This window comes from Methylobacterium sp. 1A, from assembly GCF_058072805.1.
In genome coordinates this window covers 2,205,572-2,218,312 of sequence record NZ_JBYQVE010000001.1, presented here as the reverse complement: position 1 = coordinate 2,218,312, position 12,741 = coordinate 2,205,572, and the positions used below count along the sequence as shown (strand labels likewise).

Here is a 12,741-nt window from a genome sequence, read left to right as displayed (position 1 = left end):
TCGCCGATCTACGATCCGGTGTTCGGTTTGCCGGCGATGGATTGCGCCGCGCGTGACGATCCCGTCGGCTTGTACAGGATCTGCTCAACTTTCGGGCTGGACGATCGCGATCCTGTCCTGTTAGCGGACCGCACCTCAAGGCGCGGAACCTCGAACATGGACGCCTTCGATCACGCCAATATCGCGCGCGATGCCGACGAAACCGTCGATTCGCCTCTCGCGGATGAGCTCGTCGTGCTGTGGCGGGCGCTCGCCGCGGACCGGCGCGCCCAGGACGAGCGGACCGCGCGCCTGCGCGCCATGCGCCTCATCGGCGGCGAGGACGGCGCCGACTGATCACGCGGTCTCCGGCGCGCCGCCCGGCAGCCGGCTCGCCAGCACGAAGCCGACCGCCATCGCCATGGCCTCGGCCTGGGCGATCAGCGTCGGCTCGCCGGCCTCGCGCGCCGCCTGCAGCAGCTCGATCGCGTGCCGGCCGAGGCGCAGGTCCACATCGTCGCCGGCCGGGACCCCCTCCGGAAACCCGTGATTCTGGCTTCGGTCAGTCATTGGCGTGCGTGGGTCTCGAAGCTGTGGGCAGGGGCCTGAAAGGCGCCGAGGCCGCGATCCAGGATTGCGTGTCGGTGACGTCGCCGAACACCCGCATCACCGCGCTCACCGACCGGTGGATCTCGTCGGCGGAGATCCCGTCGAGGTCGTGGCTCGCGGAGGCGTCGGACAGGAAGGTCACGTCCTGGCCGCGGTGGAAGCCGTCGACCGCCGTCGCGAGGCAGGACGACTCGCCGGCGAAGCCCGCGATGACGAGCGGCGGCGATCCCCGCTCCATCGCGTCCGCGAAGGCGGGGCTGGCGTAGCAGGACGGGCGGTCCCGGTCGAAGATCATGTCGCAGCCGTGCGGCTCGAACCCCTCGATCCAGCGGACGAAGCGGCTGCCCGCCTGGAACAGCGGCGCGCCGATCCAGCGGACGTAGACGACCTGCATGCCGCTCGCGCGGGCATGCGCGAGGGCGCGCCGGCAATTCGACAGAGCGGGCTCGATCCCCGCCAGGGCGAGCGGGCGGCCCGCGATCTCGTATTCCTGCTGCATGTCCACCAGCACCAAGGCCGGGACGCTGCGCGGCCGGCGATACAGCGCCGGGTTGATCGGCCGGTTCATCGCGCGGCCACCGCCCGGTCGACGGACGGGCGGGTCACGGCGCGGCTCCGCGAGCGGTCGAGGGCGCCCGCCCGGTGCCAGCGCCCCTCCGGCCGGATGATGACGTAGGGGTCAGCGCCGAGGCCGATCGCCTGCGGGTGCGGCTCCGCCTCCATCAGCATCTCGACGTAGTCGAAATCCGAGAAGACCAGCTCCTGCGCGCCCTCGAAGACGCGGAAGCCGAAGCGGCTCCAGAAGCCGACGAGGCGCTTCTGGGCGTGGCCGTAGAGCCGCCGGTAGCCCTTGACCCGGGCCAATTCGATCCCGGCGCGGACCAGCGCGAAGGACAGGCGCGTGTTGCGGAACTCGGCCCGGACCGCGAGGCGCTCGATCTTGGCGAAATCCGCGAAGAACCGGATGCGCAGGCAGCCCGCCGGCTCGTCGCCGACGTAGCCGATCAGGTGCGTCGCCGAGAGGTCGTTGCCGTCGAACTCCTCCTCGTACGGGCAGGCCTGCTCCGCCATGTAGACGGCGGCGCGCAGGGCGATCACGCGGGACAGGTCCTCCATGTTCCGCGCGACCGCGACGCTGATGCCGGTCCCGCCGGACCGGTGGGTGTCATACGGGGGCGCCGGCTCCGCCTTCGGTGCGCGGGCGAAATGGTACAGGGCACCGCGGGCGGAGGTCTGCGCGGTGAAGCCGAGGGTGGTCAGCAGGTCGGCCCCCTCGGGGGTGGCCGCGCGGGCGTAGAAGTCGACGCCCCGGTAGGTCGGGCTCGACAGACGGTCGAAGACGAGGCCGACGCCGCCGGAGAGGCGCCGCCGCGCGTAGACGGCCCAGACGTAGATCCCGGCCGGACGCTCGTGCTGGCCGGCCAGCAGCGCGGCGGGCGGGTCGGACGCGTCGAGCGTCCCGGCCTTGAGCGCCGCCAGGCCATCGGCGTTCAGCATCAGGCAGGCCACGAACCCCTCGCCCCGCGGATCCGCGGCGTCGAACCGGTGGCGCTGGGCGATCGCCAGGACGCTGTCGGGATTGATCGACATCACCCGCTGGACGGTGCGCAGGGGCGCGAGATCGGGCAGATCCGCGCGCGCCGCCGCGATCAGCCGCGCCAGATCGTCCGGGGTCGGCGTGAAGATGACGAGGTGCCGGGCAATTCGGCCGACCTCGAGCGCATTCAGCGCGTGCCGCGGCTCGGGAGAGACTGGCGCTGTACCGAGTTGATCGGCGTCCTTCGCGACGAACTGCGCGCGAGCAATGTGCACCGTCATCGGATGACCTGTCATTCGGGTACGGATTGACGGTTAAGCACTTCGCATCTAGCGCTCTGGCTGTATGTGCAAAATTTGAAACAGGGGTGTTCCGTCGATGGAACAGGCGGAGGCGATCCGGGACCCGATGCCCGACTGGCAGAGCATCCGGGTCTTCCTGGCGCTCCAGCGGTCCGGCAGCTTCCGCTCGGCGGCGACGAAGCTCGGCCTGTCGGTGAACTCGGTGCGGCGCCGGATCGACGATCTCGAGGCGCTGATCGGCGCGCCGCTGCTCACCCGCCACGTCGACGGCATCCGCCTCACCGCCGAGGGCCACGCGATCCTCGAGGCCGCCGGCCGCATGGAGGCGGCCGCCTTCAGCCTCGTGCGCACCGGCGAGGGCGCGCCCTTCGCCGAGACCGGCGAGGTGCGGATCGCCGTGACGGAGGGGCTGGGCGCCTTCTGGCTCGCGCCGCGGCTCGTCGAGTTCCAGCGTGCCAACCCGCGCCTCACCGTCGACCTGCGCTGCGCGATGGAATCCGCCGACGTCCTGCGGCTGGAGGCCGACGTCGCGATCCAGCTGACGCGGCCGACCAGCCCGGACCTGCGCATTGTCAAGCTCGGCCGGATCCACATGGTGCCCTACGCCGCGCGGAGCTACGAGGAGACCTACGGGCTCCCGGCGCGCCCCGAGGACCTGGAGCGCCACCGGATCGTGGTGCAGGACGGCGGCCAGACCGTCGCCCTCGAGGATTACGTGCGCACGGTGCCGGGCTTCCCCGCGAAGGTCCCGATCACCCTGAAGATCAACGTCAGCAGCGCGTATTACTGGGCGATCGCCAAGGGGGCCGGGATCGGCCTGCTGCCGACCTATGCCAGCGCGATCGGTGCCCAGGTCGTCCCGGTGGACAATCTCGGCCGCTTCAGCGTCGACATCTGGCTGACCTATCACCCGGACGCCGAGCGGATCACCCGCGTGCGGCGGACGATCGACTGGCTCCGGGCCTCCTTCGATCCGAAGCGCTATCCCTGGTTCCGGGACGAGTTCATCCATCCCCGCGACCTGCCGGGTGCGGTGAAGGGCGCGGCCCTCCCCGACCTGTTCGCCGGCTTCATCGCCATGACGCCGTGACGGCTCCTTGATTCCGGCGGGCCGCGACGGCCGCTGGTCCGGGTCCTGCAACGGCCGACGCCCGCCCTTGACCGCGCGGCGCGCATGATCCTTGCTCCGGCCGCCGCGACGACGAGGTTGCCCGTGCTGCTGACGCCCCGTGAGAAGGACAAGTTGCTCATCGCCATGGCGGCGCAGGTGGCGCGCAACCGCCTCGCCCGCGGCGTGAAGCTCAACCATCCGGAATCGGTGGCGTTGATCACCGACTTCGTGGTCGAGGGCGCGCGGGACGGCCGCACCGTGGCCGACCTGATGCAGGCCGGCGCCACCGTGCTGACCGCCGATCAGGTCATGGAGGGCGTGCCCGAGATGATCCACGACATCCAGGTGGAGGCGACCTTCCCGGACGGCACCAAGCTCGTGACCGTGCATCACCCGATCCGGGGCGCGGCCTCGTCCGACATCCCCGGCGCGGTGACGACGCTGCCCGGCGAGATCGTGTTCAACCCCGGCGCCGAGCGGACCGTGATCGAGGTCGCCAATGTTGGGGACCGGCCGATCCAGGTCGGCTCGCACTATCACTTCTTCGAGGTCAATCCGGGCCTCGTGTTCCCGCGGGAGCAGGCCCGCGGCAAGCGCCTCGACATCGCGCCGGGCACCGCCGTGCGGTTCGAGCCGGGATCGACGCGGGAAGTCGCGCTGGTGCCGCTCTCCGGCGGGCGCACCGTCTACGGGTTCCGCGGCGACGTGATGGGCAAGCTCTGACCATGGCCAACACGCCCAAGCCCGCCAGCCTGCCCCGTTCGGCCTACGCCGACATGTTCGGCCCCACGGTCGGAGACCGCATCCGGCTCGCGGACACGAGCCTGGAGATCACGGTCGAGCGCGACTTCACCACCTACGGCGAGGAGGTGAAGTTCGGCGGCGGAAAGGTCATCCGCGACGGCATGGGTCAGAGCCAGGCCACGAACGCCGACGGCGCCGTCGACACGGTGATCACCAACGCGGTTGTCCTCGACCACTGGGGCATCGTGAAGTGCGATGTCGGGATCGTGCGCGGCCGGATCTTCCGGCTCGGCAAGGCCGGCAACCCGGACGTGCAGCCCGGGGTCGACATCGTGGTCGGGCCGGGCACCGAGGTCATCGCCGGCGAGGGCAAGATCCTGACGGCGGGCGGCTTCGACAGCCACATCCACTTCATCTGCCCGCAGCAGATCGAGGAGGCGCTCTGCTCGGGCATCACCACGATGCTCGGCGGCGGCACCGGGCCGGCGCACGGCACCTTCGCCACCACCTGCACGCCGGGCCCCTGGCACATCGCCCGGATGATCGAGGCCGCGGACGCGTTCCCGATGAACCTCGCCTTCGCCGGCAAGGGCAACGCGTCCCGGCCGGAGAGCCTCGTCGAGATGGTGCGGGCCGGCGCCTGCGCGCTGAAGCTGCACGAGGACTGGGGCACCACGCCCGCGGCGATCGACACCTGCCTGTCGGTGGCGGACGCCCACGACATCCAGGTCATGATCCACACGGACACGCTCAACGAATCGGGCTTCGTCGAGGACACGATCGCGGCCTTCAAGGGCCGGACCATCCACGCCTTCCACACCGAGGGCGCGGGCGGAGGCCACGCGCCGGACATCATCAAGGTGGCCGGGCTGCCGAACGTGCTGCCGTCGTCCACCAACCCGACGCGGCCCTACACGTGGAACACGATCGACGAGCATCTCGACATGCTCATGGTCTGCCACCACCTCGACCCGTCGATCCCCGAGGATCTCGCCTTCGCGGAGAGCCGGATCCGGCGCGAGACCATCGCGGCCGAGGACATCCTGCACGACATCGGCGCGCTCTCGATGATGTCCTCCGACAGCCAAGCGATGGGCCGGGTCGGCGAGGTCATCATCCGCACGTGGCAGACGGCCGACAAGATGAAGCGCCAGCGGGGTGCCCTGCCGGGCGACGCGTCCGGAACCGACAACCTTCGGGCGCGCCGCTACGTCGCCAAGTACACGATCAACCCGGCCATCGCGCACGGCATCTCCCGGCACATCGGCTCGGTGGAGCCCGGCAAGCTCGCCGATCTCGTGCTGTGGAATCCGGCCTTCTTCGGCGTGAAGCCCGACCTCGTGCTGAAGGGCGGCAGCATCGCGGCCGCGCCCATGGGCGACCCCAACGCCTCGATCCCGACGCCGCAGCCGGTGCATTACCGGCCGATGTTCGGCGCCTACGGCCGGGCGCCCTTCGCCACCGCCCTCACCTTCGTCTCCCGGGCGGCGGTGGAGGACGGCCTGCGCGAGCGGCTGGGCGTGCAGAAGGAGCTGGTCGCCGTCGAGAACGTCCGCGGCGGCATCTCGAAGAAGAGCATGGTGCTGAACGACGCCACGCCGGTCATCGAGGTCGATCCGGAGACCTACGACGTGCGCGCCGACGGCGAGCTGCTGGTCTGCGAGCCGGCCGAGGTCCTGCCGATGGCGCAGCGCTACTTCCTGTTCTGAGCGCGGCCATCCATGATCCGCGCCACCCGCATCCTCCGCCGCGACGCCCTGTCGGGCGGCGAGATCGTCGACCGCGTCGTCCTCGATCACGGCGACCGCCACCGCCGCCGCGTCGCCATGCGCGGCGCAGGGGGCCTGGGCTTCCTGCTGGACCTTCCGGAGCCCGCGGTCCTGGAGGACGGCGACGCCCTGGTCTTGCAGGACGGACGACTCGTCTGGGTCGAGGCCGCGCCGGAGCGCCTGCTCGAGATCCGGGCTCCCAGCGATCACGCCCTCAAGCGCCTGATCTGGCACATCGGCAACCGGCACATCGCCGCCGAGATCGGCCCGGACGCGGTCTGGATCGCGCACGACCACGTCCTCGCCGAGATGGTCCGCGGCCTCGGCGGCACCGCCGAGCCGGTGGAGCGCCCGTTCCGGCCGGAGGGCGGCGCCTATTCCGGGGATCACGGCCACGGCCACGGGCACGACCACCCGCATGGCGGCCACCATCACCACCATGCCGCGGGCTGAGCCCCTGGAGGCGCTGCGCCTGATGGCGTGGCTGTCGCCCGGCTACCCGGTCGGGGCCTACGCCTACTCGCACGGGCTCGAATGGGCGGTCGAGGCGGGCGACGTCCGCGACGAGGCGAGCCTGACCGCGTGGCTCCGGGACGTCTGCGAGCGCGGTGCCCTGCGCAACGACCTGATCCTGGCGGCCCATGCCCACGCGGCGGCGCTGTCCGCGGACGGCGCCGCGCTCGTCGCCGTCAACGACCTCGCCCTGGCCCTGGCGCCCTCGCGCGAGCTGCACCTGGAGACGAGCCAGCAGGGCCGCAGCTTCCTCGACGCGACGCGCGGCGCGTGGCCCTGCGACGCCCTCGACGCCCTGGCCGGGCATCTGCCGGGGCCGGTCGCCTACCCGGTCGCGGTCGGCCTCGCGGCCGGCGCGCACGGCATGGATCCGGGCCCCGTGCTCGCCGCCTACGGCCTCGCCTTCCTGCAGAACCTCGTCTCCGCGGCCCTGCGGGCGGCGCCGGTGGGGCAGGCCGCCGGCACGCGGGTCGTCGCCGCCCTCGCGCCGAGCCTCGCCGGGCTCGCCGAGGCGGCCGCCGCGGCGGATCTCGACGCCCTCGGTGCCGCCACGTTCCGCCTGGATCTCGGCTCCTTCCGCCACGAGACCCAGTATTCCCGCATCTTCCGATCCTGAGCCCGCAGCATGACCTCCACGAACGGCCCCCTCCGCGTCGGCATCGGCGGACCTGTCGGTTCCGGCAAGACCGCCCTGATGGAGCAGCTCTGCAAGCGCTTCCGCGACCGCTACGAGATCTGCGCCATCACCAACGACATCTACACGAAGGAGGACGCGCGGATCCTCACGGTCGCGGGCGCCCTGCCGGAGGAGCGCATCCTCGGCGTCGAGACCGGGGGGTGCCCGCACACCGCGATCCGGGAGGATGCCTCGATCAATCTCGCCGCGGTCGCCGAGATGAACCGGCGCTTCCCGAAGCTCGACCTCGTGCTGATCGAGTCCGGCGGCGACAACCTCGCGGCGACGTTCTCGCCGGAACTCGCCGACATCACGCTCTACGTGATCGACGTCGCCGGCGGCGAGAAGATCCCCCGCAAGGGCGGTCCGGGCATCACCCGGTCCGACCTGCTGATCGTCAACAAGACGGACCTCGCGCCGCTCGTCGGCGCCGACCTGTCGGTGATGGAATCCGACACGCAGCGGATGCGCGGCACCCGGCCGTACGTGTTCGCCTCCCTGCGCGAGGGTGCGGGCGCGGACGCGGTGGCGCGTTTCGTCGAGGAGGCGGGCGGCCTGGGCCGCTGAGCCGACGCGCCGGTCCGGGCGACCGACGCGTCACGTTCCCTAGCGGCCGGCCTCGGCCGAGCGCGCGCGGACCGACGACGTGCTCGGGGCGCCCATGAGCGCGTCCAGGCGGCTCATCCGCGCGTTGAAGTCGTTCAAGACGGTCTGGCGCGCCTTGATCGCGGCGCTGGGCTGCGCCTTGGCGGGGGTGTGCCGCGGGCGGGCCTCCGCCTGGACCGCCGGAACGGCGAGGAGCGCGGCCAGCGCCGCGATGGTCAGAGTGCGGGTCATCGTGAAATCCTTCGGCGCCCGCCGTGTCGGACGGCGCGACGCTGCACGAGGATATGCACGCCCGAAGCGCGGCCGCGTGCGCGAGCGCACAGCACGCAGACGTGATCGCGATCGGCGCCGACGAGCAATCGCGGCGTTGACAGCGGTTCGTGACTGATTCAACCCGCGATATCGGGGCCTTCTGAACGGTATCGCGCATGCGAAATCTGCGGTGGCTGGCCGCCCTGCCCTTCCTCGGCATCCTGGTCGGCCCGTTCTTCCTGAACCGGGTCGAGCCCTTCGTGTTCGGCTTGCCGCTGCTCCTGGCCTGGCTGGTGTTCTGCGTGATCGGAACCTCCGCCGTAATGGCGGTGATCTACCTGACCGACCCGCAGAACCGCGCGCCGGAGGATCCCCGATGAGCGTCGCGCTCGTCATCGTGGCCGCCGGCTTCGCGCTGGCGATCGGCCTCGGCCTCTACGCGCGTGTCGGCCGCGAGATGGGGCTGGAGCAGTGGACCGTCGGCGGCCGCGGCTTCGGCACCGCCCTGGTCTTCCTGCTGATGGCCGGGGAGATCTACACGACCTTCACGTTCCTCGGCGGCTCCGGCATCGCCTACGGCAAGGGCGGCCCCGCCTACTACATCCTCTGCTACCTGACGCTCGCCTACGTCACCTCGTACTGGCTGCTGCCGCCGGTCTGGCGCTACGCCAAGCAGAACAACCTCTACACGCAGCCCGACTTCTTCGCGCGCAAGTACGGCAGCCGGGCGCTCGGCATGCTGGTGGCGCTCGTGGGGATCGTCGCCCTCGTCCCGTACCTCGTGCTGCAGTTCAAGGGACTCGGGATCATCGTCTCGACGGCGTCCTACGGCGCGATCTCGTCGACCGCAGCGGTCTGGATCGGCGCGGCCGCGCTCACCGCCTACGTGGTGGTGTCGGGCGTGCACGGCTCCGCCTGGACGGCGGTGATCAAGGACACCAGCATCCTGTTCGTGGTGGTGTTCCTCGGGATCTACCTGCCGGTCCACTACTACGGCGGCTACCAGGGTCTGTTCACGGCGATCGAGGCCGCCAAGCCCAGGTTCCTGGCCCTGCCCGACCGCGGTCAGAGCCCCGTGTGGTTCACCACCACGGTCCTGCTCACCGCGCTCGGCGGCTACATGTGGCCCCACACCTTCGCGTCGCTCTACACGGCGCGGGAGCCGGGCGCCTTCCGGCGCAACGCGGTGATCCTGCCGATCTACCAGCTGATCAACCTGTTCGTGTTCGTGATCGGCTTCACCGCGGTGATGCAGGTGCCGGGCCTGACGGGGCCCGACGTCGACCTGTCGCTGTTCAAGCTCGCCCTCGCGACTTTCCCGCCTTGGGTCATCGGGCTGATCGGCGCCACGGGCGTGCTGACCGCCCTCGTCCCGGGCTCCATGATCCTGATCGCCGGCGTCACCCTGGTGGCGAACAACCTCGTCCGCCCGCTGCGCCCCGGCATGGACGACGCCGCGACCGCGCGCCTGTGCAAGATCCTCGTGCCGGTGCTGGCGCTGGTCTGCGTCGGCTTCACCCTGTCGGGCGGCGACACGATCGTGCAGCTCCTGCTCATGGGCTACAACTTCGTGACGCAGCTCTTCCCCTGCTTCATCACCAGCCTGATGCGCCGCAATCCCCTCGACCGCCGCGCCGCGATCGCCGGAATCGTCGCGGGTGTCGCCACCGTGGCGGTGACGGTTCTCTCCGGGTTCAGCCTGGCGAAGCTGCCGGTCCTCGGACCGCTCCAGGACGTGAACGTCGGCATCGTGGCGCTGGTGGTGAACGTCGTCGTGACGCTCGTCGTGACGCAGACCGTGCGCGCGGGCGCGACCGCCGCGCAGGCCGCGGAGTGACGCCGCTCAGTCCTGTCCGCGGCGGGCGGTGAGCCAGGACGCCAGCAGCACCGCGACGCTCACCAGCCCGACGAGGAGCGTCGAGGCCGCGTTGATCTCCGGGTTCACGCCGAGCCGGACCTGGCTGTAGAGCCGCATCGGCAGGGTGGTGGAGCCCGGGCCGGAGACGAAGCTCGCGATCACCAGGTCGTCGAGCGACAGCGTGAAGGCGAGGAGCGCGCCGGCCGCCAGCGCGGGCGCCAGCAGCGGCAGCGTCACGGTCATCAGCACGCGCGCCGGCGCCGCGCCGAGATCGGCCGCGGCCTCCTCGAGGGACCGGTCGAGGCCGCGCAGGCGCGCGCCGACCACCACCGCCACGAACCCGGTGCAGAAGGTCGTGTGCGCGATGACGATCGTCACGAGGCCGCGGTCCAGCCCGATCCCGATGAACATGAGCAGGAGCGACAGCCCGATCATCACCTCCGGCATCACGATCGGCCCGAAGACGAGACCCGTGAACAGGGCGCGACCGCGGAAGCGGCCCTGCCGCTCCAGGGCGAGCGCGGCCAGCGTCCCGAGGAACGTGGCGAGCAGGCTCGCGAGGAAAGCGACCTTCAGGGAGACCCAGGCGGCCGACAGGAGCGGCGCGTCGGCGAGCAGGGCGCCGTACCAGCGGGTCGAGAACCCGCCCCAGACCGTCACCATCGGCGAGGCGTTGAATGAGTACACGATCAGCACCGCGATCGGCCCGTAGAGGAAGCCCAGGCCGGCCACCAGGGCGGTGCGGGTCACCCAGCTCACGGCGCCTCGCCCTCGCCCGCGCGCAGGCTGTCCCGGAACAGGACCACCGGTCCGATGACGATGGCGAGGATCAGCACGGCGACAGCCGCGGCCAGCGGCCAGTCGCGGTTCGAGAAGAACTCGCTCCAGAGCACCCGGCCGAGCATCAGCGTCTCCGACCCGCCGAGCAGGTCGGGGATCACGAACTCGCCGACCATCGGGATGAAGCAGAGCCCCGCGCCGGCCGCGATCCCGGGCAGGCTGAGCGGCACGGTCACGGTCCAGAACACCCGGCTCGGCGAGGCGCCGAGATCCGCCGCGGCCTCGCGCAGGGTCGGATCGAGGCGGTTCATCACCGCGTAGAGCGGCAGCACCATGAAGGGCAGGTAGGCGTAGACGAGACCGACGATCACCGCCGCGTCGGTGTTGAGGATCGTCAGCGGCGCGTCGATCAGGCCGAGCCGGCGCAGGGCGAGATTGAGCAGGCCCTCGGGCTTCAGGATCGCGATCCAGGCGTAGATCCGGATCAGGAAGCTCGTCCAGAACGGCACGATCACCAGCGCGACGAGGAGCGGCTGCCAGCGGGACGGCGCCCGCGCCAGGGCGTAGGCGAGCGGCGTCCCGAGAGCGACGAGGATCAGGCTGGCGACGCCCGCGTAGGTCAGGGAGCCCAGGGCGGCGTCGCGGTAGAGGGGGTCGGCGGCGAGCGTGCGGTAATTGTCGAAGTTCAGGGCCTCGAGGAAGGCCGACCAGCCGTCGAGCCCGCCGCGCCAGTCGAGCAGCGGCAGGTAGGGCGGGATCGCCGTCGCCGGCTCCGAGAGGCTGATCTTCAGGGTGATGACGAAGGGCAGCAGGAAGAACGCCGCCAGCCACAGGAAGGGCGGCAGGCGCGCCAGACGGTCGAACATCCGGCCGCGCTTGCGGGCGCGCGCGGACCCGGCCTCCGTTCGCCCGGTCGCGCGGTCGGCCTCCGCTCCGGCGGCCCTCATGCCGGCAGGATCACGGCGACGTCGGCGGGGAAGCTGGCCCGTGCGTCCGAGCCCGGCGCCGCGGCGGCCTCCGCGGGCCGCCCGCTCGCCCGCAGCGTGGCGCCGTCGGGCAGGCGCAGCGTCCGGCGCACCCGGTCGCCCAGGAACACGGCGTCGGCGACGACCACCGGCAGCCCTTCCGCGCCCAGCACCACGTCCTCGGGCCGCACCGCCACCACGACCGCGGCCCCTTCCGCGAGCGCGGCCTCCGCGACGCCCCGCACGGGGCCGTGGGCGGTCTCGACCGTGTGGACCGTGTCGGCGCCTCCGGCGCCGATGCGACCGGGGATGAGGTTCACGTCGCCGAGCAGGCCGGCGACGAAGCGGCTCGCCGGGCGCCGGTAGAGATCGGCCGGCGGCCCGACCTGGATCAGGCGGCCCGCTTCCATGACGCCGATCCGGTCGGCGAGCATCATCGCCTCCTCGGGATCGTGCGTGACGACGACGAAGGCGGTGCCGAGGCGGCGCTGGACCGCGCGCAGCTCGCCCTGGGTCTCCTCGCGCAGGCCGCGGTCGAGCGCGCCGAGCGGCTCGTCGAGCAGCAGCAGCTTTGGCTCCCGGGCGAGCGCCCGGGCCAGGGCGACCCGCTGGCGCTGGCCGCCCGAGAGCGTCTCCGGTCGACGGTCGCCGAACCCGTCCAGGCGCACGAGCTTGAGCAGTTCCGACACGCGCTCCGCCGAGGCGGAGCGGCCGAGGCCCTTCAGCCCGTAGCCGATATTGCCGGCCACGCTCATGTGCGGGAACAGGGCGTAGGACTGGAACATCATATTGACCGGCCGCCGATGGGGCGGCAGCGCGGTCAGGTCCTGCGCGCCCAGCAGGATCCGTCCCGAGGTCGGGCTCTCGAAGCCCGCGATCATGCGCAGGAGTGTACTCTTGCCGCATCCGGACGGGCCGAGCAGGCAGAAGAACTCCCCCGCCTCGAGGTCGAGGGACACGGCGTCGACGGCCCGATGGGTGCCGAAGCGCTTGGTCAGCTCCTCCAGCCGCAGGCGCGGCGCCGGCCCCTCGGACAACGG

16 protein-coding genes are annotated in these 12,741 nt (G+C 71.7%); 9 read left to right on the top strand and 7 right to left on the bottom strand.

Going from position 1 to position 12,741, the window contains the following annotated elements:
• The first annotated feature begins 156 nt into the window (after positions 1 to 156).
• Complete coding sequence (locus ACX9MN_RS10820; protein ID WP_042673505.1) at positions 157 to 336, top strand: hypothetical protein; 180 nt, start codon at positions 157 to 159, stop codon at positions 334 to 336.
• On the opposite strand, the gene ACX9MN_RS10815 is transcribed toward ACX9MN_RS10820, so the two are convergent.
• The 3 genes from ACX9MN_RS10815 to ACX9MN_RS10805 are packed head-to-tail and all read right to left on the bottom strand — an operon-like array spanning position 337 to position 2,406.
• Positions 337 to 549, bottom strand: coding sequence for a hypothetical protein (locus ACX9MN_RS10815; protein WP_234082447.1), 213 nt, complete (start codon positions 547 to 549; stop codon positions 337 to 339).
• A complete protein-coding gene (locus ACX9MN_RS10810; protein WP_020091947.1) occupies positions 542 to 1,156 on the bottom strand; it encodes a cysteine hydrolase family protein in 615 nt (204 codons plus the stop codon). Before ACX9MN_RS10810 ends, ACX9MN_RS10815 begins: the two co-directional genes overlap by 8 nt.
• Positions 1,153 to 2,406, bottom strand: a complete 1,254-nt coding sequence (locus tag ACX9MN_RS10805; protein WP_489724392.1) for a GNAT family N-acetyltransferase — start codon at positions 2,404 to 2,406, stop codon at positions 1,153 to 1,155. The genes ACX9MN_RS10810 and ACX9MN_RS10805 overlap by 4 nt, the downstream gene beginning before the upstream one ends.
• A gap of 97 nt (positions 2,407 to 2,503) precedes the next feature.
• Between ACX9MN_RS10805 and ACX9MN_RS10800 the strand changes: the two genes are divergently transcribed.
• From ACX9MN_RS10800 to ureG, 6 genes are all read left to right on the top strand, one after another.
• Positions 2,504 to 3,517 (top strand): LysR family transcriptional regulator, encoded by a 1,014-nt coding sequence (locus ACX9MN_RS10800; protein WP_020091945.1) that lies wholly within the window; start codon positions 2,504 to 2,506, stop codon positions 3,515 to 3,517.
• A gap of 123 nt (positions 3,518 to 3,640) precedes the next feature.
• Positions 3,641 to 4,261, top strand: a complete 621-nt coding sequence (locus ACX9MN_RS10795; protein WP_042673510.1) for an urease subunit gamma — start codon at positions 3,641 to 3,643, stop codon at positions 4,259 to 4,261.
• 2 nt (positions 4,262 to 4,263) lie between these two features.
• Positions 4,264 to 5,991 carry an urease subunit alpha gene (gene ureC / locus ACX9MN_RS10790; protein ID WP_447684213.1) on the top strand — a complete coding sequence of 576 codons (1,728 nt, stop codon included), beginning with the start codon at positions 4,264 to 4,266 and terminating at the stop codon, positions 5,989 to 5,991.
• A 12-nt stretch (positions 5,992 to 6,003) separates the two neighbouring features.
• The gene (locus ACX9MN_RS10785; protein ID WP_489724391.1) at positions 6,004 to 6,504 is read left to right on the top strand and encodes an urease accessory protein UreE; all 501 of its coding nucleotides are present in this window, start codon (positions 6,004 to 6,006) and stop codon (positions 6,502 to 6,504) included.
• Positions 6,470 to 7,180, top strand: coding sequence for an urease accessory protein UreF (locus tag ACX9MN_RS10780; protein WP_489724390.1), 711 nt, complete (start codon positions 6,470 to 6,472; stop codon positions 7,178 to 7,180). The genes ACX9MN_RS10785 and ACX9MN_RS10780 overlap by 35 nt, the downstream gene beginning before the upstream one ends.
• 9 nt (positions 7,181 to 7,189) lie before the next feature.
• Positions 7,190 to 7,807 (top strand): urease accessory protein UreG, encoded by a 618-nt coding sequence (gene ureG / locus ACX9MN_RS10775; RefSeq protein WP_273558523.1) that lies wholly within the window; start codon positions 7,190 to 7,192, stop codon positions 7,805 to 7,807.
• A 39-nt stretch (positions 7,808 to 7,846) separates the two neighbouring features.
• Here ureG and ACX9MN_RS10770 read toward each other — a convergent pair whose 3' ends face one another.
• Entirely contained in the window at positions 7,847 to 8,077 is a 231-nt protein-coding gene (locus ACX9MN_RS10770) for a hypothetical protein (protein ID WP_273558525.1), read from the bottom strand.
• 197 nt (positions 8,078 to 8,274) lie between these two features.
• On the opposite strand from ACX9MN_RS10770, the gene ACX9MN_RS10765 reads away from it, so the two are divergent.
• Both ACX9MN_RS10765 and ACX9MN_RS10760 read left to right on the top strand, forming a co-directional pair.
• Positions 8,275 to 8,478 (top strand): DUF3311 domain-containing protein, encoded by a 204-nt coding sequence (locus ACX9MN_RS10765; RefSeq protein WP_273558527.1) that lies wholly within the window; start codon positions 8,275 to 8,277, stop codon positions 8,476 to 8,478.
• On the top strand, positions 8,475 to 9,935 hold the full coding sequence (locus ACX9MN_RS10760) for a sodium:solute symporter family protein (RefSeq protein WP_489724389.1): 1,461 nt from the start codon (positions 8,475 to 8,477) through the stop codon (positions 9,933 to 9,935). The genes ACX9MN_RS10765 and ACX9MN_RS10760 overlap by 4 nt, the downstream gene beginning before the upstream one ends.
• Before the next feature lie 6 nt (positions 9,936 to 9,941).
• On the opposite strand, the gene ACX9MN_RS10755 is transcribed toward ACX9MN_RS10760, so the two are convergent.
• From ACX9MN_RS10755 to ACX9MN_RS10745, 3 genes are all read right to left on the bottom strand, one after another.
• Positions 9,942 to 10,715 (bottom strand): ABC transporter permease subunit, encoded by a 774-nt coding sequence (locus tag ACX9MN_RS10755; RefSeq protein WP_489724388.1) that lies wholly within the window; start codon positions 10,713 to 10,715, stop codon positions 9,942 to 9,944.
• Positions 10,712 to 11,602: an ABC transporter permease gene (locus ACX9MN_RS10750; protein ID WP_447698808.1), complete on the bottom strand. Its 891-nt coding sequence runs from the start codon at positions 11,600 to 11,602 to the stop codon at positions 10,712 to 10,714. The genes ACX9MN_RS10755 and ACX9MN_RS10750 overlap by 4 nt, the downstream gene beginning before the upstream one ends.
• A 77-nt stretch (positions 11,603 to 11,679) precedes the next feature.
• The gene (locus ACX9MN_RS10745; protein ID WP_489724387.1) at positions 11,680 to 12,738 is read right to left on the bottom strand and encodes an ABC transporter ATP-binding protein; all 1,059 of its coding nucleotides are present in this window, start codon (positions 12,736 to 12,738) and stop codon (positions 11,680 to 11,682) included.
• Positions 12,739 to 12,741: the final 3 nt, after the last annotated feature.